The organism is Halanaerobacter jeridensis (assembly GCF_016908315.1).
Classification (GTDB): domain Bacteria; phylum Bacillota; class Halanaerobiia; order Halobacteroidales; family Halobacteroidaceae; genus Halanaerobacter; species Halanaerobacter jeridensis.
In genome coordinates this window covers 270,848-295,925 of the sequence record NZ_JAFBDQ010000003.1, presented here as the reverse complement: position 1 = coordinate 295,925, position 25,078 = coordinate 270,848, and the positions used below count along the sequence as shown (strand labels likewise).

The 25,078-nt window shown below is 32.0% G+C and carries 20 protein-coding genes, 1 tRNA gene and 1 rRNA gene; all 22 read left to right on the top strand.

Going from position 1 to position 25,078, the window contains the following annotated elements:
• The first annotated feature begins 265 nt into the window (after nt 1–265).
• The 22 genes from rrf (at nt 266) to JOC47_RS04255 (ending at nt 25,073) form a co-directional block, all read left to right on the top strand.
• Nucleotides 266–383: ribosomal RNA gene (rrf, locus tag JOC47_RS04360) — 5S ribosomal RNA — on the top strand.
• Between the two features lie 11 nt (nt 384–394).
• A tRNA-Asn gene (locus JOC47_RS04355) sits at nt 395–470 on the top strand.
• Between the two features lie 83 nt (nt 471–553).
• Entirely contained in the window at nt 554–1,357 is an 804-nt protein-coding gene (locus JOC47_RS04350) for a TrmB family transcriptional regulator (protein WP_204700751.1), read from the top strand.
• Nucleotides 1,358–1,386: 29 nt separating this feature from the next.
• Nucleotides 1,387–3,375, top strand: coding sequence for an alpha-glycosidase (locus tag JOC47_RS04345; protein WP_204700750.1), 1,989 nt, complete (start codon nt 1,387–1,389; stop codon nt 3,373–3,375).
• Between the two features lie 170 nt (nt 3,376–3,545).
• Nucleotides 3,546–4,073, top strand: a complete 528-nt coding sequence (locus JOC47_RS04340) for a nitroreductase family protein (RefSeq protein ID WP_204700749.1) — start codon at nt 3,546–3,548, stop codon at nt 4,071–4,073.
• Nucleotides 4,074–4,084: 11 nt separating this feature from the next.
• Complete coding sequence (locus tag JOC47_RS04335) at nt 4,085–4,687, top strand: TraR/DksA C4-type zinc finger protein (RefSeq protein ID WP_204700748.1); 603 nt, start codon at nt 4,085–4,087, stop codon at nt 4,685–4,687.
• 114 nt (nt 4,688–4,801) lie between these two features.
• Nucleotides 4,802–5,239, top strand: coding sequence for a signal peptidase II (gene lspA, locus JOC47_RS04330; protein ID WP_204700747.1), 438 nt, complete (start codon nt 4,802–4,804; stop codon nt 5,237–5,239).
• Nucleotides 5,240–5,257: 18 nt separating this feature from the next.
• The gene (locus JOC47_RS04325) at nt 5,258–6,169 is read left to right on the top strand and encodes an RluA family pseudouridine synthase (RefSeq protein ID WP_204700746.1); all 912 of its coding nucleotides are present in this window, start codon (nt 5,258–5,260) and stop codon (nt 6,167–6,169) included.
• A gap of 120 nt (nt 6,170–6,289) precedes the next feature.
• Complete coding sequence (gene pyrR / locus JOC47_RS04320) at nt 6,290–6,838, top strand: bifunctional pyr operon transcriptional regulator/uracil phosphoribosyltransferase PyrR (protein WP_439109071.1); 549 nt, start codon at nt 6,290–6,292, stop codon at nt 6,836–6,838.
• 167 nt (nt 6,839–7,005) lie between these two features.
• Complete coding sequence (locus JOC47_RS04315) at nt 7,006–8,301, top strand: uracil-xanthine permease family protein (RefSeq protein ID WP_204700744.1); 1,296 nt, start codon at nt 7,006–7,008, stop codon at nt 8,299–8,301.
• Between the two features lie 182 nt (nt 8,302–8,483).
• A complete protein-coding gene (locus JOC47_RS04310; RefSeq protein ID WP_204700743.1) occupies nt 8,484–9,914 on the top strand; it encodes an ATP-binding protein in 1,431 nt (476 codons plus the stop codon).
• A gap of 391 nt (nt 9,915–10,305) precedes the next feature.
• Complete coding sequence (locus JOC47_RS04305) at nt 10,306–11,238, top strand: aspartate carbamoyltransferase catalytic subunit (RefSeq protein ID WP_204700742.1); 933 nt, start codon at nt 10,306–10,308, stop codon at nt 11,236–11,238.
• On the top strand, nt 11,231–12,511 hold the full coding sequence (locus JOC47_RS04300) for a dihydroorotase (protein WP_204700741.1): 1,281 nt from the start codon (nt 11,231–11,233) through the stop codon (nt 12,509–12,511). The genes JOC47_RS04305 and JOC47_RS04300 overlap by 8 nt, the downstream gene beginning before the upstream one ends.
• A gap of 25 nt (nt 12,512–12,536) precedes the next feature.
• Complete coding sequence (pyrF, locus tag JOC47_RS04295; protein ID WP_204700740.1) at nt 12,537–13,478, top strand: orotidine-5'-phosphate decarboxylase; 942 nt, start codon at nt 12,537–12,539, stop codon at nt 13,476–13,478.
• A 100-nt stretch (nt 13,479–13,578) separates the two neighbouring features.
• Nucleotides 13,579–14,661, top strand: a complete 1,083-nt coding sequence (gene carA / locus JOC47_RS04290) for a glutamine-hydrolyzing carbamoyl-phosphate synthase small subunit (protein ID WP_204700739.1) — start codon at nt 13,579–13,581, stop codon at nt 14,659–14,661.
• A gap of 2 nt (nt 14,662–14,663) precedes the next feature.
• Nucleotides 14,664–17,864 carry a carbamoyl-phosphate synthase large subunit gene (gene carB, locus JOC47_RS04285; RefSeq protein ID WP_204700738.1) on the top strand — a complete coding sequence of 1,067 codons (3,201 nt, stop codon included), beginning with the start codon at nt 14,664–14,666 and terminating at the stop codon, nt 17,862–17,864.
• A 213-nt stretch (nt 17,865–18,077) separates the two neighbouring features.
• Nucleotides 18,078–18,872: a dihydroorotate dehydrogenase electron transfer subunit gene (locus tag JOC47_RS04280; RefSeq protein WP_204700737.1), complete on the top strand. Its 795-nt coding sequence runs from the start codon at nt 18,078–18,080 to the stop codon at nt 18,870–18,872.
• Complete coding sequence (locus tag JOC47_RS04275) at nt 18,865–19,779, top strand: dihydroorotate dehydrogenase (RefSeq protein WP_204700736.1); 915 nt, start codon at nt 18,865–18,867, stop codon at nt 19,777–19,779. The genes JOC47_RS04280 and JOC47_RS04275 overlap by 8 nt, the downstream gene beginning before the upstream one ends.
• 327 nt (nt 19,780–20,106) lie before the next feature.
• Nucleotides 20,107–20,679, top strand: a complete 573-nt coding sequence (gene pyrE, locus JOC47_RS04270) for an orotate phosphoribosyltransferase (RefSeq protein ID WP_204700735.1) — start codon at nt 20,107–20,109, stop codon at nt 20,677–20,679.
• 210 nt (nt 20,680–20,889) lie between these two features.
• A complete protein-coding gene (locus tag JOC47_RS04265) occupies nt 20,890–22,041 on the top strand; it encodes a SpoIIE family protein phosphatase (protein WP_204700734.1) in 1,152 nt (383 codons plus the stop codon).
• Nucleotides 22,042–22,191: 150 nt separating this feature from the next.
• Nucleotides 22,192–23,430: a competence/damage-inducible protein A gene (locus JOC47_RS04260; RefSeq protein ID WP_204700733.1), complete on the top strand. Its 1,239-nt coding sequence runs from the start codon at nt 22,192–22,194 to the stop codon at nt 23,428–23,430.
• Between the two features lie 275 nt (nt 23,431–23,705).
• The gene (locus JOC47_RS04255; RefSeq protein WP_204700732.1) at nt 23,706–25,073 is read left to right on the top strand and encodes a metallophosphoesterase family protein; all 1,368 of its coding nucleotides are present in this window, start codon (nt 23,706–23,708) and stop codon (nt 25,071–25,073) included.
• Nucleotides 25,074–25,078 lie beyond the last annotated feature (5 nt).

The following is a 25,078-nucleotide window of genomic DNA, read 5'->3' as shown; positions in this document are numbered from 1 at the left end:
TAGATAGGCCAGAGGTGTAAGGGTGGTAACATCCTCAGCTGACTGGTACTAATAGATCGAGGACTTAATCTATTCGACGCTCAGGTCTATTGTGTAGCTTTTAAGGTATAAAGCAAAAAGTAGTGCATATAACATGCGCACTTAATTAGCTCAAAGTAGAGTGTATAGTTCTGCACGGAGAGTTTTTCAGAATGAAAAACTCGGAGGGTGCAACTTAGCTCAAACTCTTTACTTTGCAAATGCTTAAACTCAAATTTAATAAGAATCTGGTGGTGATAGCGGAGGGGCAACACCTGTCTCCCATCTCGAACACAGAAGTTAAGTCCTCCAGCGCCGATGGTATTGTAGGGGCAGCCCTGCGAGAGAGTAGGACGCTGCCAGATTTTTTTAGTGTTCCCCGATAGCTCAGTTGGTAGAGCGAGTGGCTGTTAACCACTTTGTCGCAGGTTCAAGTCCTGCTCGGGGAGCCATTCTATTTTTTGAAGAATTTTTTTATTTTTTGTGAAATGTTTTGTATCATATAATTTATGAAATGTAAAATGGGGTGTTAGATATGATTATTGAGGAATTGCAAAAATTTGGTTTTAAAGAGATTGAAGCTAGAGTATATTTAGAATTAGTAAAAGCACCTAATTCTAATGGGTCGCAATTAGCTAAAAGTTTGAATCTACCTCGCACTTCTGTTTATTCTGCACTAGATAATTTGTATGAAGAAGGAATAATTTTTTTATTGCCAAATCAAAAATCTAAAACTTATAAAGCAGTACCTCCCACTGAGTTATTAGATAATTTAAAAGATGTTTATATGAATTCGATTGAGACTTTAGAAAGTGAATTTGATAAAATAAATATTCAAGAACAAAACAGAGATTATATTAACATTAAAGGTGAGGATAATGTTATTGAAGAAATAAAAAAGATGTTAAAGTCTGCTGAAAAGGAAATTTATTTAAATACTAATTATGATTTAGATTTATTTGAAGAAGAGTTAAAATTGTTAGAAGAAAAGTCTGTAAGAGTTATTTTATTTTCATTTCATGATTTTAATTTAAAGGGGTTAGAAGATAAAGTTGAATTTTATCATCATCATAAAAAAGAAGGTCAAAATGAAGAAAAAAGAATGATGCTAGTAGTAGATGAAAGGGAAGTATTAATTGCTAATAAGAAAAGTAATGGAGAACTTTTGGGAACTATTACTGAAAACAATTTATTAGTTTCTATTGTAGCAGAACATATTCATCATGATATTTATTTGTTAAAGCTAAAAGAAAAATATGGAGAAAATTTAATTGATGAAGAAATAAAGTTGAATAGTCATTTTGAACTATCTACAACATTAGAAAAAACTAATGGTTAAATCCTTAATAAAATTGGAGGTCAATTTCGATGTTAAAAGAAGCTATCTATCACAAGCCCAATAATGTGTTTGCTTATCCAGTAGGAGCAGACAAGTTATTTGTACAATTGAAAGCTAAAAAAGGGGATTTAAAGCAAGTTCAGTTATATTATGATGGACGTTTTACTGGTTGGGAAGAAGAGCGGCCTCGTTATTCAGTTGAGATGGAAAAATACTGTTCTGATCAATTATTTGACTATTTTACTGCTGAAATAAGTTATGAACATAAAAAATTTGACTATTATTTTTTATTAGATGATGGAGTAAATAAATTATATTATACTAATTATGGTTTTTATAAAGAAATACCAGAAGAAAAGACTCATTTTGAATATACATATATTTGTGAACAAGATTATTTTACTACTCCTAAATGGGTTCATAATGCAGTTTTCTATCAAATCTTCCCAGAAAGATTTAACAATGGAGATTCGGAATTAAATTCTTCTGCAGTTAGAGAATGGTCGAATAGAAAACCTGCTACTGATTCATTTTATGGTGGTGATTTGCAAGGTGTTATAGAAAAATTAGATTATTTAGCTGAATTAGGAATTGATGCAATTTATTTAACTCCTATTTTTAAATCGCATAGCAATCATAAATATAATATAATAAATTATAAAGAAATTGACCCCCAATTTGGTGATTTAGAAACTCTAAAAGAATTAGTGAATCGAGCTCATAATAAAGATATTAAGATAATTTTAGATGGTGTTTTTAATCATAGTAGCAATCATTTTTTTGCTTTTCAAGATGTATTAGAGAATGGAGCAGAATCTGATTATGCTGACTGGTATTATATTGATGGATTTCCTATTCGTCAAAATCCTAAAATAAATAGAAAATTAATCAAACAGTTAATTACTGAATTAGATGATTTAAATCAAATCAATCCTGAAATAGTTTCTCAAAATATAATTCCTAAGTTGTCCTTAGCTAATAATAAATCTCGTGAATATATTTTAAAATTAGCAGAAGTTTTAGACTCTAGTATAGAATTGAGTTTTCAAAAGATATGGGAAATATCCCACACAAATGATGAGTTGAAGAAAATTATTCAGCCTAATTATGAAACTTTTGCTGATGGTGTTTGGAAAATGCCTAAATTAAGGACTGCTAATTCTGAAGTGAGAGAATATTTTTTAGATGTAGCTCAATATTGGATTGAAGAAGCAGATATTGATGGTTGGAGATTAGATGTGGCTGATGAAGTTGACCATTATTTTTGGCGAGAATTTCGTAAAAAAGTGAAAGAAGTTAAAGCAGATGCCTATATTGTTGGGGAAATGTGGAATGATGCTAGACCTTGGCTGCGAGGAGACCAGTTTGATGGGACTATGAATTATTTAGTTAGTGAAGCCATTTGGGATTTTTTCTGTAAAAAGGAGATTGATGCTTCAGATTTTGAAGCAAGATTGACTAAGGTCAAAACTATTTATAAAAAACAGGCTCAATTAGCATCATTAAATTTGATTGATAGTCATGATACTAAGCGTGCTTTAACAATTGCTGAAAATAATATTGAAAGATTAAAATTAGCTGTTGCCTTTCAAATGAGTTATTTAGGAGCACCAATGATTTTTTATGGTGATGAAGTAGGAATTAAAGGAGAAGATGACCCTGATTGTCGTCGTCCTATGATTTGGGAACAGAAGCAACAAAATCAAGATTTATTAAAATGGTATCAAAAATTAATTAAGATTAGAAATGAAAATCCGGCTTTAAGAACAGGAAAAATAAAAATAATTAAAGTCGATCCTGCTCATAATATTCATGCATTCTTACGTGCTAAAGATGCTAATAAAATTTTAGTTGTTTTTAATAACGGTCATTCAAAAGTTGATTTAGAATTTAATTTAAATGAATTCAATTTCAATAAAGATACTTTTGTTGATTTAATAACTAATAAAAGCTATAGTAGTATTAATAATAAATTAGAATTTACTATTAATAAATCTAATGTAATGATATTAAAATAATTTGATATTTTTTGATTAACAGCCCTGTAATTAAGGGCTGTTTTTTTTATGATTAAAAGATGATTAATTTTACAATCGAGATAATTCTTTATTTTAGTATTTAAAATTAAAATTTGGATAAATTAATAAGTGAAAAGGATTAATCTTAATTTATAGAAAGGGGTAAGATAATGGGGAAAGAAGTTATACAAGCAATTAAAGATCGGGTTAGTATTAGAGATTATCAAGCAAGAGAAATAGCAGATGATAAAATAAAGGATATAATTGAAGCTGCTCATTTGGCACCAAGTGCTGGTAATTTGCAGCCGTGGGAGTTTCATATAGTAAAAAACAAAGAAAAAATAAGTCAATTAGCAGAATTGACTTCTGGTCAAGAATGGATTGCCTCTTCACCAGTGATAATTGTTATTTCAGCTTTAACTGATATATCAAAGCAAAAGTATGGAGAAAGAGGTTCTAGCTTATATGCTATTCAAGATACTGCTGCAGCAATAGAAAATTTATTATTAGCTGCTGAATCATATGATTTAGGTAGTTGTTGGGTAGGCGATTTTAATGAAGGAGATGTAAAAAGGATATTAAGTCTGAAAGAAAGTTCGTGGCCTGTAGCTTTTGTTACTTTAGGTTATACAGCTTCTAAAGCGGAAGAGACTCGGCCTCAGCGCTCTATAGATGAAGTAATGACAATAATTAATTAAGGGGTGTTGAGATGGTAAAAGATGTAATGGATTATAAAAATAAATTATTAAGCAAAAGAAGTAGATTAATTAATAAACTAAATTCAGTTGATGGTAGCTCTAATAGTAAAGAAGGTTTAAAAATTAATTGGAAAGAATCAACAGGAGAACTTTCTAGTTATGATAATCATCCAGCAGATGCTGGTAGTGATACCTTTGAATGTGGTAAAGATATTGGACTTAAAGATAATGTTAATCTGTTTTTAACTATGATTGATGATGCTTTAGAGAGAATTGAGGAAGGGCAGTATGGAATCTGTGATCAATGTGGAAGGGAGATTAATGAAGAACGTTTAGAAATTATGCCTTCTACCACTATGTGTTATCAGTGTAAACTTAAAGATGAAGATTCTAAGCAAGAGCAAGATCGTCCTTTAGAAGAGGAAGCTTTTTTAGAGTTGCATAAAAATATGTATCTTAATAATGATAGATTGGATAAAAACAACTATGATGGCGAAGATACTTGGCAGGATTTAGCCAAAGTTGGTACATCTAATAGTCCATCTGAAACTATAGATCAAGGCGGTCAACTTGAGAGTGGATTTGCTGCTAGTAGAATAGGAAAATTTGAATAATAATTGCTAACAAGAGAGTAAGGAGACCTTACTCTCTTGTTTTTTGGGCTAATTTATGCTAAAATATAATGTGGTTTTAAGAGATACTACATTATTATTTTGGAGTTGAAATAAATGACTATTTTAATTACCTTTTTATTAGTATTATTGGCTGACCAAATAACTAAGTATTTAGTAGTAAAGAATTTTTCTGTAGGAGAAACAATGCCTCTTTTGGAGAATATCTTTCATTTTACTTATGTTAAGAATCGAGGAGCTGCTTTTGGTATTTTGCAGGGACAAAGATGGTTTTTTATAGTAATTACTATTGTAGTTTTAGGGGCTATAGTATTCTTTTATAAGGAATTACCATTACATAATATTTGGAATCGAATAGCTTTAGGATTAGCTATTGGTGGTGCAATTGGCAATTTAATTGATCGGGTGCGTTTAGGTTATGTAATTGATTTTCTTGATTTAAGAGTTTGGCCTGTATTTAATATTGCTGATTCTTCAGTAGTAGTAGCAGTTGCTATTTTTTCTTATTGGGTATTGATAATTGACAGTAATTAAAAAATTTGGAGTGATAATATGTCAGAAAGAAAAACAATTACAGTTAATAAAGAAGTTATTGATCAGAGAATTGATAAATTTTTGGCTGAACAGTTTTCAGATTTTTCGAGAAGTTATATTCAAAAATTAATTGACGAGGGTAATATTTTAATTAATGAAGAAGAAGTGAAAAAAAGTTACACTTTGAAGTTAAATGATGTGGTACAGTTGAATATTCCTGAGGCAGAAACTATAGATTTAAAACCACAAAACATACCATTAGATATTATTTATGAAGATGATGATATTTTAGTGGTTAATAAACAATCTGATTTAGTAGTTCATCCGGCGCCTGGACATCCTGATGGTACTTTAGTTAATGCCCTATTATATCATTGTGATAATTTAGCTGGGATCAGTGGGGTTAAGAGACCAGGGATAGTGCATAGATTAGATAAAGATACTACAGGTGCATTAGTAGCTGCTAAAACTGATAAGGCACAACAGAGTTTAAGTCAGCAGTTCAAAGAGCGAAAAACTAAAAAGATTTATTGGGCTTTGGTTGAGGGACATGTAAAGCATCAAAAGGCAAAGATAGATGCTGCAGTAGGTAGAGATCCAAAAGACAGAAAAAAGATGGCTGTAACAAGTAAAAATAGTAAAAAAGCAATTTCTAAGTTTGAAGTGATAGATTACTATGATGATTATACTTTAGTAGAAGTTGAACTAATAACCGGAAGAACTCATCAGATTAGAGTTCATTTTGATTATATTGGTCACCCGGTTGTGGGAGATAATCTATATGGTTTTAATAAATCCAATTTAGATGTAGACCGTCAAATGTTACATGCTAAAGAACTAGGCTTTTATCATCCTCGGACTGAACAATGGCATGAATTTAAAGCTGAACTAAAAGCTGATATGGAGGAACTATTAATAAAATCAGATTAATTAATTGACAGGATTCATAATCTTTGATAATATTCAATTGATTTAAATAAAAAATAAGTGATGTAGAAGCATATTAACTTTAATTAAGTCATTACTTATTAAACAGGAGTGATGATACTAGTGGAACTTCAAACCAAAAAAGAATTAATTGGCGCCGATGGAATTAGAAGAGCGTTAGTTCGTATTTCGCATGAAATAATTGAGAAGAATGAAGGATTAGAAGATATTGTAGTAATTGGAATTAGAACCCGAGGGGTTCCTTTGGCTAAAAGAATAACTAGTAATTTAAAGGAAATTGAGGGTCAAGAAATTCCTAATGGTAGTTTAGATATTACTCTGTATCGTGATGATTTAACAACAATTGCTAAGCAACCTATTGTACATCAAACTGAAATTCCGTTTGATGTAACTGATAAAAAGGTTATTTTAGTAGATGATGTCTTATATACGGGAAGAACTGTGCGGGCTGCTTTAGATGCTTTAATGGATTTAGGTCGTCCGGAGAGTATTCAGTTAGCTATTCTAACTGATAGAGGTCATAGAGAATTACCTATTAGAGCAGATTATGTAGGAAAGAATATTCCCACCTCTAAAGATGAACTAATTGATGTTAATTTAAAAGAAATTGATGGTGAAGATGCAGTAGTTTTACAAGAAAAATGTGAATAATTACATATAAAAAGTAGTTAATCCTTTTTAAAGTAGTCCTGTGAGGCTAAAAAGAGGATTGTTTACTAGACCTATGTCTTGTTTAGTAGCAGTCTATCTCCTTAGCCTTTGTGGCTAAGGAGTTTTTATTTATAGTAATTGATTTAAGTATATTATTTTAGGAGGAGATGAAATTGATTAAAAGTAGATTAAGAGAAAGTGATCTTAGTATGTCTCGGTTAATAATTTTAGGTATACAACATTTGTTTGCTATGTTTGGTGCGACAGTATTGGTGCCAAGTTTAACAGGTTTAAATCCAGGTGTGGCTTTGTTTACTTCAGGTGTAGGAACAATAATTTTTCATTTAATTACTAAAGGACAAGTTCCAGCTTATTTAGGTTCATCTTTTGCTTTTATTGGTCCAATTATTGCTGCTAAAAAATCTTATGGAGTGCCAGCAGCATTATTGGGTTGTTTTGTAGCAGGAGTAATTTATTTTATTATGTCAGTAGTAATTCGTAAAATAGGGACTGATTTTATTGATGATTACTTGCCACCTGTAGTAGTAGGACCAGTAATTATGACAATTGGTTTAGGCTTGGCCCCAACTGCTAAAGATATGGCTATGACTAATTTACCAATTGCTATATTTACTTTAGCTGTGACGATTCTTGTTAGCGTTTTGGGTAAAGGAATATTTAAAGTGATTCCTATTTTGATTGGTATTATTAGTGGTTATTTATTAGCTTTAGTAACAGGAGTAGTAGATACTTCATTAATTATGGAAGCTAGTTGGTTAGCGGTACCAGACTTCAATTCGGTCTTTAATTTAAAATCATGGGGAGATGGAATTTCTGCTATTGCTTTAATAGGGCCGATTGCTATAGTAACTATGGTTGAACACTTAGGTGATATGTTAGCTTTATCTAAAACTGTTGAAGAAGATTTTATTGAAGACCCTGGTTTACATAGAACTTTGATGGGCGATGGTGTTGCAACTATGTTTGCTTCTTTTTTAGGAGGACCACCAAATACTACTTATGGTGAAAATATAGGTGTATTAGCTATTACAGGAGTTCATAATCCTCTAATTATTGAAGTAGCAGCTATATTTGTAATTGCTATTAGTTTTGTAGAGAAAATGGGAGCTTTAATCCGAACTATTCCTCAATCAGTAATGGGAGGAATTGTGATTCTCTTATTTGGAATGATTGCTTCTATTGGTTTGAGAACTTTAATTGAAAATGAAGTTGATCTTAGTGAAAATAGAAATTTAGTTATTGTATCAACTATTTTAGTAACAGGGATTAGCGGGATTGTATTTAAAATTAATTTTGTTGATTTAGCAAAATTATTAAATTTAAATGGAATTGCTATAATTAAAAATTTTGCTAATGCAGTTAAAGTGATTAAATTTGAAGGAATGGGTTTAGCGGCTATAGTAGGAATCGTAATTAATCTTATTTTACCAAGTGAAAAATAGTAATTAAACTGATAGAGTCTTTGCTAATATATTAGCAAAGACTCTTTTTTTAGATAAAAATTTCTTTTTCAATAATTATGCAGGAGATTCCACTAAAATGTTTAAATAATCAATAAAAGGAAACTTTTAGTAATAAATATTAAGATTAGTAATTAATAGTTAAAAAAGAAAGGAGGGCTTAGATGGAGAAGCTAGCCAATAACTTTGAAAAATTTGATTTGATTTGGATTTTATTTGGGATCTATATATTAATTAATTTAATAGTTGTATTGCCAGTTGAAGATTTTTTATATAATTCAAATATAATTTCCAATCCGGATAGTCTTAATTTTTTTGTTGAATTTATTATGGAGTTAATTATTGTGTTTATTTGTCTTAATATTTTTTTAATATCTATTTATAATTATAAGATTACTGATAAAAAAGAGAATTTGTTTTTAGCAGTAGGTTTTTTATTTGCTGGAATTAGTAATTTAGCTCATGCTATTTTAGTTTATAATAAATACTTGGCTTATGGAAGTAGTTCAGAAATGTTTGCAATCTATAATAAAATAATTGTGAGCTTGATTTTATTACTAAGCTTAATTCTTAAAAGATATGGTAATAAAGAAAAATATTATTCATGGTCTTTAATAATTACAAGTGTATTATTTTCTGTTGCTGTATTTATGATTTTAAATAATTTATGGAATGATTTAAGTTTTACTTCGGATGTTGTGAATATAATCATAATTGTGATTTTAACTTTTAATATTTTATTTTATCTAAGACAGTATTTGATTAATAATGATGAGACAATACTAATTTTATTAAAAGGGTTTATGTTCTTATTTATTGCTGAGATGTTATATACTGATGAAGTACAAATTTTTACTAAGCCTTATTTTATGGCCCAGTCTATTAAATTAGTTGGTTTTATTTATATTTTTCAGAGTAATTTTAGTAAAGAACTAAAAGATGGTATTTCTGCCCAAAATCAACTGGAGCTAAAAAATACTAAATTAAAACTACATCAAGATCGGATTAAAGATTTAAGAGCTCAGCGACATGATTTCAAAAATGAATTGCAGACAATTTTTACTATGTTGCAATTAGGAAAAGCAAAAAAGGCTAGAGAGTATATTAAGAGATTACATTTAGATTTAAATGATACACAAGGCAAGGGTAAAACAGCAGATAATGATTTGGCCCCAGTTTTAATCTCTAAGAAACAAGAAGCTAAGCAAAAGAATATAGAGTTCACAACCGATATACGGACTGATTTAGAGGAAATTATTGTTCCCGAAAATAAAGTTTTAAAAGTACTATTTAATTTAATTGATAATGCAATTGATGCTATTGAAGGTATTTCTACTTCAGACAAACATATTGAAGTGAGATTAATTGATGCAGGAGATAATGTAGAGTTAATAGTTTATAATTCTAAACCGATTATTCCTGATGATGTATTAAAAAATATTTTTTCACCTGGTTTTTCTACCAAGGGAAATAACCGGGGTTTTGGTTTGTATATAGTAAAAAGCTTATTAACTGATTATGGGGGAGATATAAAAGCTGAAAGTAAAAAAGAGTTAGGGACTAAATTCATTTGCTATTTGCCTAAAAATTACTAACAATTAATTGACAAAGTATAAATTTTATATTATGATTTAATCAAGAATTAAATAAATTTCTCTTTTAACTTAGTCCTGTGAGACTAGAAAAGAGGAAGAAATGTATAGGCTATTTATACCTTCTTCCTGGTCTAGTAGGGAAGATTTTTTTATTGTCAACAATTAAATAGATCAACCTTTAAACTAATCCAGTGAGATTAGCAAGGGTCAAGCAAATTTTGAACTTATCCCAAGATGAAATAGGGGATTACTATAAATTCTAGCCTCTTGTCAGTGTTACTGGCAAGAGGTTTTTTTAGTATAAGAAATACTCTTAAAACTAAGACTAAGCTTAATTAAGATATTTTTTACTGTTGTAATGAGAATTTAATTATAATCTGGAGGTGTAATGATGTCATTAGCAACAAAAGATTTATTGGGTTTAGAAAATTTAACGCAAGAGAATATTGAAATAATTTTAGATAATGCTAAATCAATGAAAGAAGTATTAGGCAGATCAATAAAAAAAGTACCAACTTTAAGAGGTAAACTAGTTGTAAATTTGTTTTATGAACCAAGTACGAGAACTAAATCGTCTTTTTCTTTAGCTGCTAAAAGGTTAAGTGCTGATGGAATGAGCTTGTCAGCCAAAAGAAGTAGTGTAGTTAAAGGAGAAAGCTTAGTAGATACTGCTCGAACATTGCGCGCTTTAGGAGCTGATGCAGTAGTTATGCGTCATGGAGTTCCAGGAGCAGCTAAATTGTTAGCTGAAACTATCGACATTCCCGTTTTAAATGCTGGAGATGGAGCACATGAGCATCCAACGCAAGCTTTATTAGACTTATTTACTATTCAAGAGAGAAAGAAAAACATAGCAGGACAAAAAGTAGCAATTGTAGGAGACATTAAACATAGTCGTGTTGCCCGCTCAAATATTTGGGGATTAAATAAATTAGGTGCTGAAGTTAGGTTGATTGGGCCGTCTACTTTAATGCCTGAACAGATTGAAGATTTAGATGTAGAAGTATATAGTGATTTAGAAGCAGGATTAAAAAATGTAGATGTAGCTTATTTACTAAGAATTCAAAGAGAAAGACAAGATAAAGGCTTTTTTCCTACGATTAAAGAATATACTAAATTTTATGGTGTGCGGGAAAAACACTTAAAATTAGCTAAGGAAGATGCTTTAATTATGCATCCTGGGCCAATCAATCGCGGTATAGAAATTTCATCGCAATTAGCTTATGATGAACAATCAGTAATTGAAGATCAAGTTTCTAATGGAGTTGCCATTAGAATGGCTTTATTATATTTGTTGATTGAAGGAGGTAATCAAGATGAGTAAATTATTATTAAAAGGTGCTGAAGTAGTTAATCCGGGAAATAATGAAATAAAGCAGCAAGATATTTTAATTGAAGATGAAGAAATTGCAAAGATAGCTAGTAATATAAAAGTAGAAGATGTTAAAAAAATGGATCTAAGTAATAAGTTAATTGTACCGGGCTTAATTGATATGCATGTTCATTTGCGAGAACCTGGTTTTGAACATAAAGAAACAATTGCTACTGGAACTCAGGCAGCAGCTAAAGGCGGTTTTACTAGTGTTGCTTGCATGCCCAACACTAATCCAGTTTTGGATAAAGAGACTTTAATTGAAGGATTGAATCAGAAAATAGCTGAAGATGCAGTAGTCAACGTTTATCCTATTGGAGCGATTACTAAAGGAAGTCAAGGAAAAGAATTAGCTGAAATTGGAAGTATGAGTCAAGCAGGAATAGTTGCAGTTTCAGATGATGGCAATGCAGTTATGAATTCAGAAATTATGCGTTTAGCTTTGAAATATGCTGGAGATTTTGATTTGCCTGTTATATCTCATTGTGAAGATGAAAATTTATCTGGAGATGGAGTTGTTCATGAAGGTTATTATTCCACTGTGACTGGTTTAGATCCTATTCCAGCTTCTTCAGAAGAAGTCATGGTCGCTCGAGATATTGCTTTGGCCAGAGAGACTAATAATCCAGTTCATATTGCGCATATCAGTACTAAAGGAGCTGTTCAATTAGTACGTGACGCTAAGAAGCAGGGTATTCCTGTTACTTGTGAAGCTACTCCTCATCATTTTAGCTTAACAGACCAAGCTATCACTTCCTTTTCTACTGCCACTAAAGTTCATCCTCCATTACGAAGTAAAGAAGATGTACAAGCAATTAAAGAGGGATTAGAAGATGGTACGATTGATGTAATTGCTACTGACCATGCTCCTCATGCTACAGAAGAAAAGGATGTTGAGTATGATTATGCTCCATTTGGAATTTCGGGTTTAGAAACAGCAATTGCCTTAATAAATACTGAATTAGTTGAAACGGGAGTTCTAAGTTGGCCACAAGCAGTAGAGAAGTTAACCACTAATCCTGCTTCAATTTTAGGATTAGATGAAGGAAAATTAAAAGAAGGAGCAGTGGCAAATTTAAGTGTAATTGATCCAGATTATAAGTGGGAAGTTAAGCCCAAAGATTTTGTTTCTAAAGGAAAGAATACACCTTTTGCTGACGAAGAGTTAAAAGGACAAAATATAATGACAGTTGTTAATGGAGAAATAGTTTATAATAACAAGTAAATCTTATTTATAAAGGAGGGCCATCATGAATTTTGCTGATAAATTAATAAAGGCAGTAAATCAAAAAGAGAGTCATGCTTGTGTAGGATTAGACCCTAGATGGGGTCGAATTCCTGAAGAGATAAGAAATAAAGCAATAGCTGAACAGGGCGAAACATTAGTAGCAGTAGCAGAAGCTATAATTGAGTTTAACCAAGGAATAATTGATGCTGTAGCCCAATATGTACCTGTAGTTAAACCCCAAATTGCTTTTTATGAACAATATGGTCATCAAGGTATTCGAGCTTTTGAGGAAACTGTAGCTTATGCACAGGAGAAAGGTCTATTAGTTATTAGTGATGCTAAGCGTAATGATATTGGTTCAACAGCTAAAGCTTATGCTGATGGTCATTTAGGAACAGCAAATGTTTTAGAAGGGCTTACTGTTGATTTGAATACAGATGCTTTAACAATTACTCCCTATTTAGGTTGTGATGGCATTAAACCATTTGTGAATAATTGTCAAAAGAATGATAAAGGAATTTTTATTTTAGTTAAAACTTCTAATTCTTCGGCTCATGAACTGCAAGACATTAAAGCTGAAGATGATGAGTTGGTCTTTGAGAAATTAGCTGATTTAGTTGATGAATGGGGGACAGAAGTAGTAGGAGAAAAAGGCTATAGTTCTATTGGAGCTGTGGTAGGAGCTACTTATCCAGAAGAAGCTGAAAAATTACGAAATTTAATGCCTCATAGTTATTTTTTAGTACCAGGTTATGGAGCACAAGGTGGAGGTGCTGAGGACGTTGTACCTTGCTTTAATGAAGATGGATATGGTGCAGTAGTAAATTCATCACGAGGAATCATCTTTGCTTATGAAAAAGAAGAGTATAGTGCAGATTATAAAAAAGCAGCTCAACAAGCCGTAATAAATATGAATCAAGATATAAATACTGCTTTGAAAAAATATAAAAAATTTGCTTTTTAATTGACAATAAGACTTTGAGCTTATAAAATGAAGTTACCGTGTATATTTATACAAATGAATTAATATTTATAAATGATAAATAAAATAAGGAGGGAACACAATGAAAGCTAAATTAGTGTTAGAAGATGGTACAATATTTACAGGAACGGGTTTTGGAGCTGAAGGCAAAACAAGTGGAGAGATAGTTTTTAATACGGGAATGACTGGCTATCAAGAAATTTTAACTGACCCGTCTTATAAAGGTGAAATAGTAACAATGACTTATCCCCTGATTGGTAATTATGGTATTAATGAAGATGATTTTGAATCCTATACATCTCATGTAGAAGGATTTGTAGTTAAAGAATTTTGTCCTGAACCTAGTAATTACAGAGCTGAAGAAAAAATAGATGAGTATCTAAAGAGAGAAGGAATAGTAGGGATTGCGGGGATAGATACTCGAGCTTTAACAAAAAGGTTAAGAACTGAAGGGGCCATGAAGGGAATTATTACTACTTTTGAAGAATCAGATGAAAAATTAATCACTGAAGCTAAAGAAGCTCCAGGATTGTCAGGTAGAGATTTAGTAAGCGAAGTAACAACTGATGAGAAGTATAAAAAAGGAGCAGGAAATAAATATGAGGTTGTATTAGTAGATTGTGGAGCTAAAAGAAATATTACTGATTCCTTAACAAAACGAGATTGTGCAGTAACAGTAGTTCCTGCTACTACTTCAGCAGAAGAAATTTTAGAGCACAATCCGGATGGAGTAATGTTTTCTAATGGACCAGGAGATCCGCAAGATGCCTATTATGTAGTAGAAACTATGCAGGAGTTATTAGGTGAAGTTCCTATTTTCGGAATTTGTTTAGGACATCAGATGTTAGGCTTAGCTTGTGGAGCTGAAACTTACAAATTGAAGTTTGGTCATCGGGGTGGAAATCATCCTGTTAAAGATTTAGCTACAGAGAGAGTTTATATTACTACGCAAAATCATGGTTTCTGTATTAAAGAGGAATCTGTTGAAGATTTAGATGTAGAAATAACGCATATGAATATCAATGATGATACAGTAGAAGGATTGAAACATAAAGAATATCCAGCATTTTCAGTGCAGTATCATCCCGAAGCAGCACCAGGACCTGAAGATTCAAAATATTTATTTAATCAATTTGTAGAATTAATTAGAAAGGAGATGAATTAATAATGCCGAAACGACAAGATTTAGATAAGGTAATGGTTATTGGTTCTGGCCCAATCGTAATTGGTCAGGCAGCAGAGTTTGATTATTCGGGGAGCCAAGCTTGCCGAGCACTTCAAGAAGAAGGTATAGAAGTTGTGTTAGTTAATAGTAATCCAGCGACAATTATGACAGATGAGAATATGGCGGAAAGAGTGTATATTGAGCCTTTAAATATAGATACGATTACTAAAATTCTAAAGAAAGAACAGCCAGATGGCTTATTACCAACTCTAGGAGGCCAAACGGGATTAAATTTAGCTATTGATTTAGCAGAAACAGAAATTTTAGATGAATTAGACGTAGAATTATTGGGGACTCCATTAGATACAATTCAGCAGGCGGAAGATAGAAATACTTTCCGGGAGTTAATGCATGAGATTGATGAACCAGTATTAGAGAGTAAAACTGCTGAAAGTTATGAAGAGTGTTTAGAAATTGCTGAAAATCTTGGTTTTCCAGTCATAGTTCGTCCTGCTTATACAATGGGGGGAGCCGGCGGTGGTGTAGCTGCTGATGCAAAGGAATTAGAAAAAATAGCTTCGCGAGGTTTTAAGCACAGTTTAATTGGTCAGGTGTTAATTGAACGAAGTATAGAAGGTTGGAAGGAAATTGAGTATGAGGTAATGCGTGATAGTAATGATAACTGTATTTCTGTATGTAACATGGAAAACTTTGATCCAGTAGGAATTCATACTGGAGATAGTATTGTAGTAGCTCCGAGTCAGACATTAACTGATAAAGAATATCAAATGCTTCGTTCTGCCTCTTTAAAAATCATTAGAGCTTTAGGGATTGAAGGTGGTTGTAATGTTCAGTTAGCTTTAGATCCTGATAGTATGGAGTATACAATTATTGAGGTAAATCCACGAGTAAGTCGTTCTAGTGCTCTTGCATCAAAGGCAACGGGTTATCCAATTGCTCAGGTTTCAGCTAGAATTGCTTTAGGATATACCTTAGATGAAATTGATAATGCGATTACTAAAGAGACCAAAGCTTGTTTTGAACCGGCATTAGACTATGTAGTCTTTAAAATACCACGCTGGCCGTTTGATAAATTTCATTATGCTGAGAGAGAACTAGGAACTCAGATGAAGGCCACAGGAGAGGTAATGTCCATTGAACGGACTCTAGAAGGAGCAATGTTGAAAGCTGTTCGTTCTCTAGATATTGGTGCTTCTGGATTAAAGCATGACGATGTAGAAAGTTGGGATGATGAAAAGCTAAAAGAAAAATTAAAAGTAGCAGATGATAGAAGATTGATGGTCATTGCTGAAGTATTAGGACGTGGTTGGAGTGTTGATAAAGTTCACGAATTAACTGGAATTACTAAGTTCTTCTTATACAAGATGAAAAATATCATTAACTTAGAATGGGAGTTAGAAGAAAATGGATTGACTCCAGAATTGGTGGAAGAAGTTAAAGAATTTGGTTTTTCTGATAAAGAGATTGCCTTCTTAACTGCTAACACTGAATCTGAGGTTAAAGAATTTCGTCAAGAAAATGAAATTAATCCTGTTTATAAAATGGTTGATACTTGTGCAGCAGAATTTGAAGCCGAAACTCCTTATTATTATTCAAGTTATGAAAGAACTAATGAATCAAGAACAACGGATGATGAAGGAGTATTAGTCTTAGGATCTGGTCCAATTCGGATTGGACAAGGGATTGAATTTGACTACTGTAGTGTGCATTCAGCTTGGGCATTACATGAAGAAGGTTACGAGTCAATTATAGCTAATAATAATCCTGAGACTGTAAGTACAGACTTTGATACTTCAGATAGATTGTATTTTGAACCACTGGCTAAAGAAGATGTGATGCATATAGTAGAAAATGAAGATCCTGAAGGTGTTGTGGTGCAGTTTGGCGGGCAAACTTCTATTAACTTAGCTAAACCGCTAGCTGAAGAAGGAGTTAATATTTTAGGAACTTCTGTAGAAGCAATTGATATTGCTGAAGATAGAGATAAATTTAGCAATCTGTTAAATAAATTAGATATTCCAACGCCAATTGGTGATATAGCTGCTTCGCAAGAAGAAGCACGAGAGATTGCAGCAGAGATTGGTTTTCCTGTCTTAGTCCGTCCTTCTTATGTACTAGGCGGAAGAGCGATGGAAGTTGTTTATAATGATGAAGAATTAAATCAGTATATGGAGAATGCAGTTAAAGTATCGCCAGACCATCCAATCTTAGTAGATAATTATATTACAGGAACTGAGATTGAAGTTGATGCAATTTCAGATGGAGAAGATATTATTATTCCTGGTATTATGGAGCATATTGAACGAGCGGGCGTCCATTCAGGAGATAGTATTGCTGTTTATCCAGCCCAGACATTAACTGAGGAGTTAGAGAAAGAAATTGAGGAATACACTGCCAAATTAGCTCGAGAATTGGATGTACAAGGTTTGTTGAACATTCAGTTTGTAGTAGCAGATGGAATACCATATGTGATTGAAGTTAACCCTCGCTCTAGCCGGACAATTCCATATTTGAGTAAGGTAACAGGCGTACCGATGGTTAACTTAGCTACTAAAGCTATGCTTGGTAATAAATTAAAGAATACAGATTATCCACTAGGATTAGTACCAAAGAAAGACCATGTAGCAGTTAAAGTGCCTGTGTTCTCCTTCTCTAAACTAGCTAAAGTTGATACTAATCTTGGCCCAGAGATGAAATCAACGGGTGAAGTATTAGGATTAGCTGATAGCTATGAGGATGCTCTATATAAAGGATTTGTAGGAGCAGGAATGGATATTCCAAAGTCAGGTACTATTCTAGCTACTATCGCTGATAAAGACAAAGATGAAGCAATTAAGCATATTCAAGAGTTTGCTAACTTAGGATTCGATATTTTAGCGACTAAAGGTACAGCTGCAGCTTTAAGAGAAGAAGGATTAGAAGTAGAAGAAGTCAAGAAATTATCAGAAGGTTCTCCAAATGTGATTGATTTAATTCAAGAAGATGAAATTGATTTAGTGGTTAATACTTTAACTAAAGGTAAAGTCCCTGAACGAGATGGATTTAAGATTCGTAGAAATGCAGTAGAAATGGGAATTCCTTGCTTAACTTCTCTAGATACTACTGAAGCAATTTTAGAAGTGCTGCAGGAAATGATGAGTGGAGTAGAAGTAGATGTTAAAGCTTTACAAGACTACGTATAATTAATAGTAAAGAGTGAGTAGTAATGAGAACAATAAATAAGTAATGAGAAAAAGAAAATTAGAATAAAGCAGTAAAGATTAATAAGTAATGAAAAGAAAAAATCAAAAAATAGAGGCAGGGTTTAGCCCTGCCTTAAACTAAGATTTATAGTTGTTGTTTTTAGCTGATTACTAAAAACTGATCACTGAATTTAAGGGAAGTGAGGAATAATAATGCCAGAGAGAAGTATTCGCAACATAGTCAGTCAAAAGGAAATTTGTCCTGGACATTATCAAATGGTAATTGATGCGCCAGAGATTGCTGCTGAGGCTGAAATGGGCCAATTTTTACATTTGAAATGGGCAGCTGAAACTAATAGTGATCCATTGTTGAGAAGACCGATTAGTTTTAATGAAATTGATCGTGAACATGGTCAATTGATAATAGTTTATCGTGTGATTGGGCGCGGCACAAAATTATTATCAACTTTAGAAGCAGGAGATAAAATAGATTTGATGGGACCGTTAGGAACTGGTTTCTCTATTCCTGAAGAAAAAAATAACTTTTTAGTTGTTGGCGGTGGAATGGGAATTGCTCCTTTATTAGATTTAGTTGAAAATTTATTAGTTGCTGATAAAGAGGTTACAGTTTTATTAGGAGCAGAAAAGAAAGAACAGTTATTAAATTTAGAACAGTATCAAGAGCTGAATGTTAATCTTAAGACAGCTACTATGGATGGTAGTTCTGGTTATCAAGGTTTTGTGACTGATTTATTAGCAGATTTAACTGCTATAGAGTATGTTTACACTTGTGGTCCTGAGGTAATGATGGCCACAGTTCAAGAGTGGGCGCAAGAAAATGAAATTGCAGGGCAAGCTTCTTTAGAAGAAAGAATGGGCTGTGGAACAGGTGCTTGTTTATCTTGTGTCTGTAAGATTAAGGTAGAGACTGAATCAGGTTGGGAATACCAAAAGACATGTACTACTGGTCCGATTTTCGCTCTAAATGAGGTGATTTTCGATGAGTAATGTAAATTTGAAAGTAGATCTTAATGGGTTGCAGTTGGCTAATCCAGTAACTACTGCCTCAGGTACTTTTGGCTTTGGTGAAGAATATAAGGATTATGTAGATTTAAATAAATTAGGAGCAGTGATGGTTAAAGGAACTACTTTAAATCCTAAACAAGGTAATGCGACTCCGCGGATAGCTGAAACTTCTAGCGGTATGCTCAATGCTATTGGTTTACAAAATCCAGGTGTGGATTATTTCTTGAAAAATATATTACCGGAAACTAAACAGTATGATTTTAAAACAATAGTTAACATTTCGGGCAATACAGTAGAAGATTATGCTAAGTTAGCTAGTAAATTAGATGAATCAGGAGTTGCTGCGTTAGAGATTAATATTTCTTGTCCTAATGTCAAGAAAGGTGGTTTAGCATTTGGAACTCAACCGGCTATGGCAGCGGGAGTAGTAGAAGCAGTACGCCAAGAGACTGATTTACCTTTAATTACTAAGTTGTCTCCTAATGTAGCTGATATTACTGCTATTGCTGAAGCAGTAGAAGATGCAGGGACAGATGTTATTTCTCTAATTAATACTTTATTAGGGATGAAAATTGATATTCAGCAGCAAGAACCTGTTTTAGCGAATAAAATGGGCGGTTTATCTGGACCAGCAATTAAACCTGTAGCAGTTAGAATGGTCTATCAAGTTGCTCAAGCAGTTGATGTGCCATTGATTGGTATGGGTGGCATTAGTAATGCTGAAGATGCAGTTGAATTTCTATTAGCAGGAGCTGATGCAATTTCAATTGGTACTGCCAATTTTGTTAACCCGGAAGTAAGTATGGAAATTTTAGCAGGAATAGAGGATTATTTAGTAGAGAATGGTTATGATAGTGTAGAAGAGATAGTAGGGAAAGCGATAAAATAATAGTAATGAGTAAAGGGTAATGAGTGATGAGTGAAAAGTGAAGCAGTAAGACAGTAGCTGGTAGTGAAATTAGGGAAAATAGTTGTATATAGATTGCGGAAAAACAGCAATTTGCAAAATGTATTGTATATTTATTGCGTAGAGTGATTAGCATTAAATTTAAGCGCTGTGTGCTACACGGAGAGTTTTGTATGTTTAAAACTCGTAGACTGTTAGTAAAGCGAAAAGTAGAGAAAATGGGGCTGCACGGAGTGTTTTTTGAATTTGATTTTAACTGTTTAACTGGTCAATTGTTTTACTGTTAAACTAAAAAGAGGGGTGGATAAAATGAATCGAGAAGAAGTAGTAGAAATTTTTGAAGAAACTGGTGTGCTGCAGGAGGGACATTTCAAATTAAGTTCAGGTTTACATAGTGATAAATATTTACAGTGTGCTCAGGTGCTACAGTATCCAGCTAAGGCGCAGGAGTTAGCAGATGAATTAGCGGATAGATTTGCTGATGTCGAGATTGATGTAGTAGTAGGTCCGGCAATGGGCGGCGTTACTTTGTCTTATGCTGTGGGTTTGGCCCTGAAAAAGAAAACAATTTTTACTGAACGAGAAGAGGGAGATATGACTTTAAGAAGAGGGTTTAAATTAAATCCTGGAGATAAAGTGTTAGTAGTAGATGATGTCTTAACGACAGGGAAATCTGTGAATGAAGTGATTGAGGTTTTAGATGAAGAAGGTGCAGAATTAGCAGGAGTGGCAACATTAGTAGATCGTAGTGGAGGAGAAGTTGAATTTTCTGCTCCAGTCAAATCATTACTAAAAGTAGATGTGACTGCTTATGAGCCATCAGAATGTCCTATGTGTGAAGACGGTAAAAAAATTGATAAACCTGGTAGTAGAGATATATAATTAGCTTAAAAAGCAGCCCGCAAGGGCTGTTTTTTAATTGTTTACAATCAATAATGATAACTAATATCTTCTTTTGGAAACATTGTATATTTAATAAATAAATAATATTTTTTTACAAATTCGCAGGAGTATACCTTTTTATATAGAATTTCAAATTATAGGTTTTTATAAATTGATTTATTAGCCATAAAAAAGAGGGGGGGAGGTTGAGTGATAGATTATTTCAGGCACAAAGTAGATGCTATAATACTAAAAAAATTAGACCTTTCAATTGTAAAAAGAAGAATGCAATTGTTTATAGCAGCTGCAATGCTTTTAATAGCTATACCGTATATTAATTTAAAACTTTTTGGGATTTTATCAACAATGTTTGTAATATATTCTACCTATATTGGATTATGTAAATGTGGACCTTTAGCAAGCTTTTGGAGTTTGATTGTTTTAAGTATTTTTCTAAAACTAAATATGATAGATGTAGATAGATTAGTGTTATTTTCTTTTATTTTAATGTTGTTAATAATTAGTGTTGGATTTGGGAAGCTTATTAAATATTATATTAATTTAATTAACGATTTAGGTCAGACTAAAGAAGAGCTAAAAGAGACTAATCAGCAGTTAAATAGAGAATTTAAAAAGGTAAAAAGAGTTCATAAATCTTTTCTCCCACAAAATGTACCAAAAATTAAAAATTTTTATTTTAATTCTTTTTATCAAGCTGCAGAAATAGTTAGTGGAGATTATTATAATTATATTGAATTGAAAGATAAAGTTATTGGATATGTATCTGATGTTACAGGACATGGTTTAGATGGAGCATTGATAAATGTTTTCATTAGAGAAAAGGTTAATAATTTTTTTAATCAAAATAAAACTGTTAGTTCTAAAAACATATTAGGATTTCTTTCTGAAAAATTTTCGGAAGAAAACTTTCCGGCTGATTATTCTCTTTGTATCACATTATGGGTTTTAGATAAAAAAAGTGGAGTACTTTATTATAATAATGCTGGTAATCATATCCCCATATTTTTGATAGAGAATAAGAATATAAAAGAAAAATTTGAAGAGAACCCACCAATTAGCAATGTGTTTTCTTTATCTGACTATAATTTTGCAAATAATAAAATCAAATTAGAATGTGGAAATAAAGTTTTGTTTTTAACTGATGGATTAATAGAACAAGAAATTAATAATAAGATGTATGGAATTGAAAGATTAAAAAAAGTAGTTAAAAAAAGCAAAGCGGATAATAATTTGTTAGATTTTATATATAGTGATTTTAAAAACTTATTGGGAGATAATTCTCAAGAAGATGATATTACTATGTTTTGTATTCAAAAAAGATGTGATAGAATACTAAATTAAATAAAAGAAAGCAATTTATTTACAAGCAACTGATATTTGAAGTTGCTTTTTTATTTTGGAGTTATAGCAGATTGTTTTGATTTTCCTTTAATATCTAATATAATTATATTAGATAAAATTAATTTTTTTATATTGATGGAGGGATAAAAAATGAAAGCTGAAATTATAACGATTGGAACCGAATTATTATTGGGCCAAATTGTGGATACTAATTCCCAATGGATAGCTGAAAGATTAGCAGAAATGGGAATAGATTTATATTATAAAACTACTGTAGGAGATAATGTTGGAAGATTAAAAGAGGTATTAGAACAAAGTGTTGAGAGAGCTGATTTAGTAATTACTACGGGAGGTTTAGGTCCCACGCAAGATGATATCACTAGAGAGGTAGTTGCGGAAGCTTTGAATCGAGATTTAATTAAAAATGAAGCAGCTTTAGAAGAAATAAAATCATATTTTTCTGAAACCGGACGACAGATGACAGAAAATAATATTACTCAATCATTTTTACCTAAAGGGTCTCAAATAATTAGTAATGATAATGGTACAGCACCGGGTTTTTTAATTGATAGTGAAGAAATAATATTAGCTTCTGTACCGGGAGTACCCCTGGAAATGAAGGCAATGATTAGTGATTTCATTATTCCCTATTTGCAAGAAGAACATAAATTAGATAAAGAAGTAATTCAATCACGGGTGATTAAGACCTGTGGTATTGGAGAATCAAGTTTAGAAGATAAAATAGATGATATTTTACGTGAACAGACCAATCCTACTATTGCTCCTTTAGCTAGTCAAGGAGAAGTAAAAATTAGATTAACTGCTAAAGCTAATAGTGAAGAACAAGCTCAGCAATTAATTGCTGCCAAAGAAGAAGAGCTAAAGAAAAGAATAGGAGATTATATTTATGGTTATGATGATGATACTTTAGAAGGAGTAGTTGCTAATTTATTATGGGAACAAGAGTTGACTGTAGCTACTGCTGAGTCATGTACTGGTGGATTAATTGGAGATCGCTTAACTAAGGTGCCAGGAAGCTCTCGGTATTTTGAACGAGGAGTTATTAGTTATAGTAATCAAGCTAAAATGGACTTATTAGGAGTGACTGCTGAGACATTAGAAGAGTATGGAGCAGTAAGTGCAGAGACAGCGCAAGAAATGGCTTGTGGAATTAGAGATAGAGCTGGAGTAGATATTGGGTTAGCTACTACTGGGATTGCTGGCCCTGGAGGAGGGACTGAAGAAAAACCAGTTGGTTTAGTGTATTTAGCTTTAGCAACAGATGATGGAGTTGAAGTACATAAGAAGATATTTAAAGGCCATCGGCGCCGAGTAAAGTATTTGACTTCACAAATCATCTTAAATTTGTTGCGGAAAAGTTTGTTTTAAAATTAAAATAAAGTATAATTTTCCTATTATTCCTATATACTATCTATATAAAGTTGCACTTTCAGTGCAACTTTATAGCTAGAAGTAAGTAGCTAAGAGCTAGTAGTTAAAAACATAAAATTAAATTCAAAACCTAAAACATTAACCTAGTATTCAATAATTCAAAGCTATGAACTGTTTTTTGGTTTTGAATTTACTACTAGCTATTAGCTTTTATCTACTAGCTAGTGGCACAAAAAGTGCCACTTTATATAGATTAGGAGGAAGAAAAGCTTATGAGAAAGCAAATAATAGGAAAAATATTGTTGATTACAGTTATAACTCTAATGGTAGTTAATTTTACTGCAGCTAAGACTTATAAATTAACTCCATTTGATGTTGAATTAGATTTAGCTATATCGAGACAACCGCAGACAACATTACAGTTTCCTCCTATTGGTGAATTAAGTGCGGTAACTCATTGGCCCCCTGTTAATTTAAAATTAACTTTAAAAGCTATTCACGAGGATAAATTAGAGGATATAATTTCTGATTTAGAAAACAAAGAAGAGTTATTTTCTTTTTTACAGGAGCGGGGACGAATAATTCTTAGATTTTTTCTGCTACGATTAATTTTTTTAGCTACAATTGCTGGCATAATTGGAGCAGGAATAGTGGAATTTAATTATTCCTCTTTATTTTTAGGAGGTACTATTGGTGCATTAATAATTATTATAATTAGTAGTTTAGTTTATTATAGTTATGATATTAATCAATTTCAAGACCCTGATTTTGAAGGAATGCTTGAAGCAGCTCCTTGGATGCTAGGTTTAATAGAAGAAGGAATTTCTGATATTGAGCAATTAAGTTATGAAATGCAATTAATTGCATCTAATATGGCTACTTTGTTTAATAAAATAGATAGTTTAAGACCTTTAAGCAGGGTTGCTGGAGATATCAAGGTCTTACATGTTTCAGATATTCACAATAATCCACTGGCAATTAATTTTATTAAACAGATAGTTGATAGTTTTGCAGTTGATATGGTAATTGATACGGGGGATATTACAGATTATGGTTCTCCCTTAGAAGTAAAATTAATCAAAGAATTAAAGCAGTTATCGGTGCCTTATATTTTTGTTCCAGGTAATCATGATTCTCCTAATATTATTGAAGAATTAAAGAAATTTTCTACTGTTCATGTTTTAAGAAAAAATATAATAGAAATTAAAGGAATAAAAATTGCTGGCTGGGAGGACCCTTCATCTCTAGGGAATCAAGTTGAAGTAGTTGCTGGAGAAGAATTAGTATCTTTTCAACAACAATTAGTTAAATTAATCGCTCGAGCAAAGCCGCCTCCAGATATTGTAGCTGTACATCAGTTTGAATTAGCTAAACCTTTGTTAAGTAAAATCCCATTATTAATTCATGGTCATGATCACAGCTTTAAAATTTATGATCAAAATGGAACATTAATTATTGATGCTGGTACTACAGGTGCAGCAGGTATTAGGGGACTTAAAAGTAAAAAAGGAATACCTTACTCTGTAGCTTTGCTGCATTTTAAAAAAACAGATTTAAATTTATATTTAAAATTTGTAGATATTATTAAATTTTATAATCGTCATAGTGGATTTATTTTAGAAAGAAGATTAATTGAATAATTTTT

Excerpts from the sequence above, each read along its gene's own strand:
- JOC47_RS04315 (WP_204700744.1), top strand. The coding sequence starts at position 7,006 with ATGAAATTGATTAAAAGTAGATTAAGAGAAAGTGATCTTAGTATGTCT.
- JOC47_RS04255 (WP_204700732.1), top strand. The coding sequence starts at position 23,706 with ATGAGAAAGCAAATAATAGGAAAAATATTGTTGATTACAGTTATAACT.
- JOC47_RS04325 (WP_204700746.1), top strand. The coding sequence starts at position 5,258 with ATGTCAGAAAGAAAAACAATTACAGTTAATAAAGAAGTTATTGATCAG.
- JOC47_RS04310 (WP_204700743.1), top strand. The coding sequence starts at position 8,484 with ATGGAGAAGCTAGCCAATAACTTTGAAAAATTTGATTTGATTTGGATT.
- JOC47_RS04280 (WP_204700737.1), top strand. The coding sequence starts at position 18,078 with ATGCCAGAGAGAAGTATTCGCAACATAGTCAGTCAAAAGGAAATTTGT.
- JOC47_RS04340 (WP_204700749.1), top strand. The coding sequence starts at position 3,546 with ATGGGGAAAGAAGTTATACAAGCAATTAAAGATCGGGTTAGTATTAGA.
- pyrF (WP_204700740.1), top strand. The coding sequence starts at position 12,537 with ATGAATTTTGCTGATAAATTAATAAAGGCAGTAAATCAAAAAGAGAGT.
- JOC47_RS04260 (WP_204700733.1), top strand. The coding sequence starts at position 22,192 with ATGAAAGCTGAAATTATAACGATTGGAACCGAATTATTATTGGGCCAA.
- lspA (WP_204700747.1), top strand. The coding sequence starts at position 4,802 with ATGACTATTTTAATTACCTTTTTATTAGTATTATTGGCTGACCAAATA.
- JOC47_RS04300 (WP_204700741.1), top strand. The coding sequence starts at position 11,231 with ATGAGTAAATTATTATTAAAAGGTGCTGAAGTAGTTAATCCGGGAAAT.
- pyrE (WP_204700735.1), top strand. The coding sequence starts at position 20,107 with ATGAATCGAGAAGAAGTAGTAGAAATTTTTGAAGAAACTGGTGTGCTG.
- JOC47_RS04350 (WP_204700751.1), top strand. The coding sequence starts at position 554 with ATGATTATTGAGGAATTGCAAAAATTTGGTTTTAAAGAGATTGAAGCT.
- carB (WP_204700738.1), top strand. The coding sequence starts at position 14,664 with ATGCCGAAACGACAAGATTTAGATAAGGTAATGGTTATTGGTTCTGGC.
- JOC47_RS04275 (WP_204700736.1), top strand. The coding sequence starts at position 18,865 with ATGAGTAATGTAAATTTGAAAGTAGATCTTAATGGGTTGCAGTTGGCT.
- JOC47_RS04335 (WP_204700748.1), top strand. The coding sequence starts at position 4,085 with ATGGTAAAAGATGTAATGGATTATAAAAATAAATTATTAAGCAAAAGA.
- JOC47_RS04305 (WP_204700742.1), top strand. The coding sequence starts at position 10,306 with ATGTCATTAGCAACAAAAGATTTATTGGGTTTAGAAAATTTAACGCAA.
- carA (WP_204700739.1), top strand. The coding sequence starts at position 13,579 with ATGAAAGCTAAATTAGTGTTAGAAGATGGTACAATATTTACAGGAACG.
- JOC47_RS04345 (WP_204700750.1), top strand. The coding sequence starts at position 1,387 with ATGTTAAAAGAAGCTATCTATCACAAGCCCAATAATGTGTTTGCTTAT.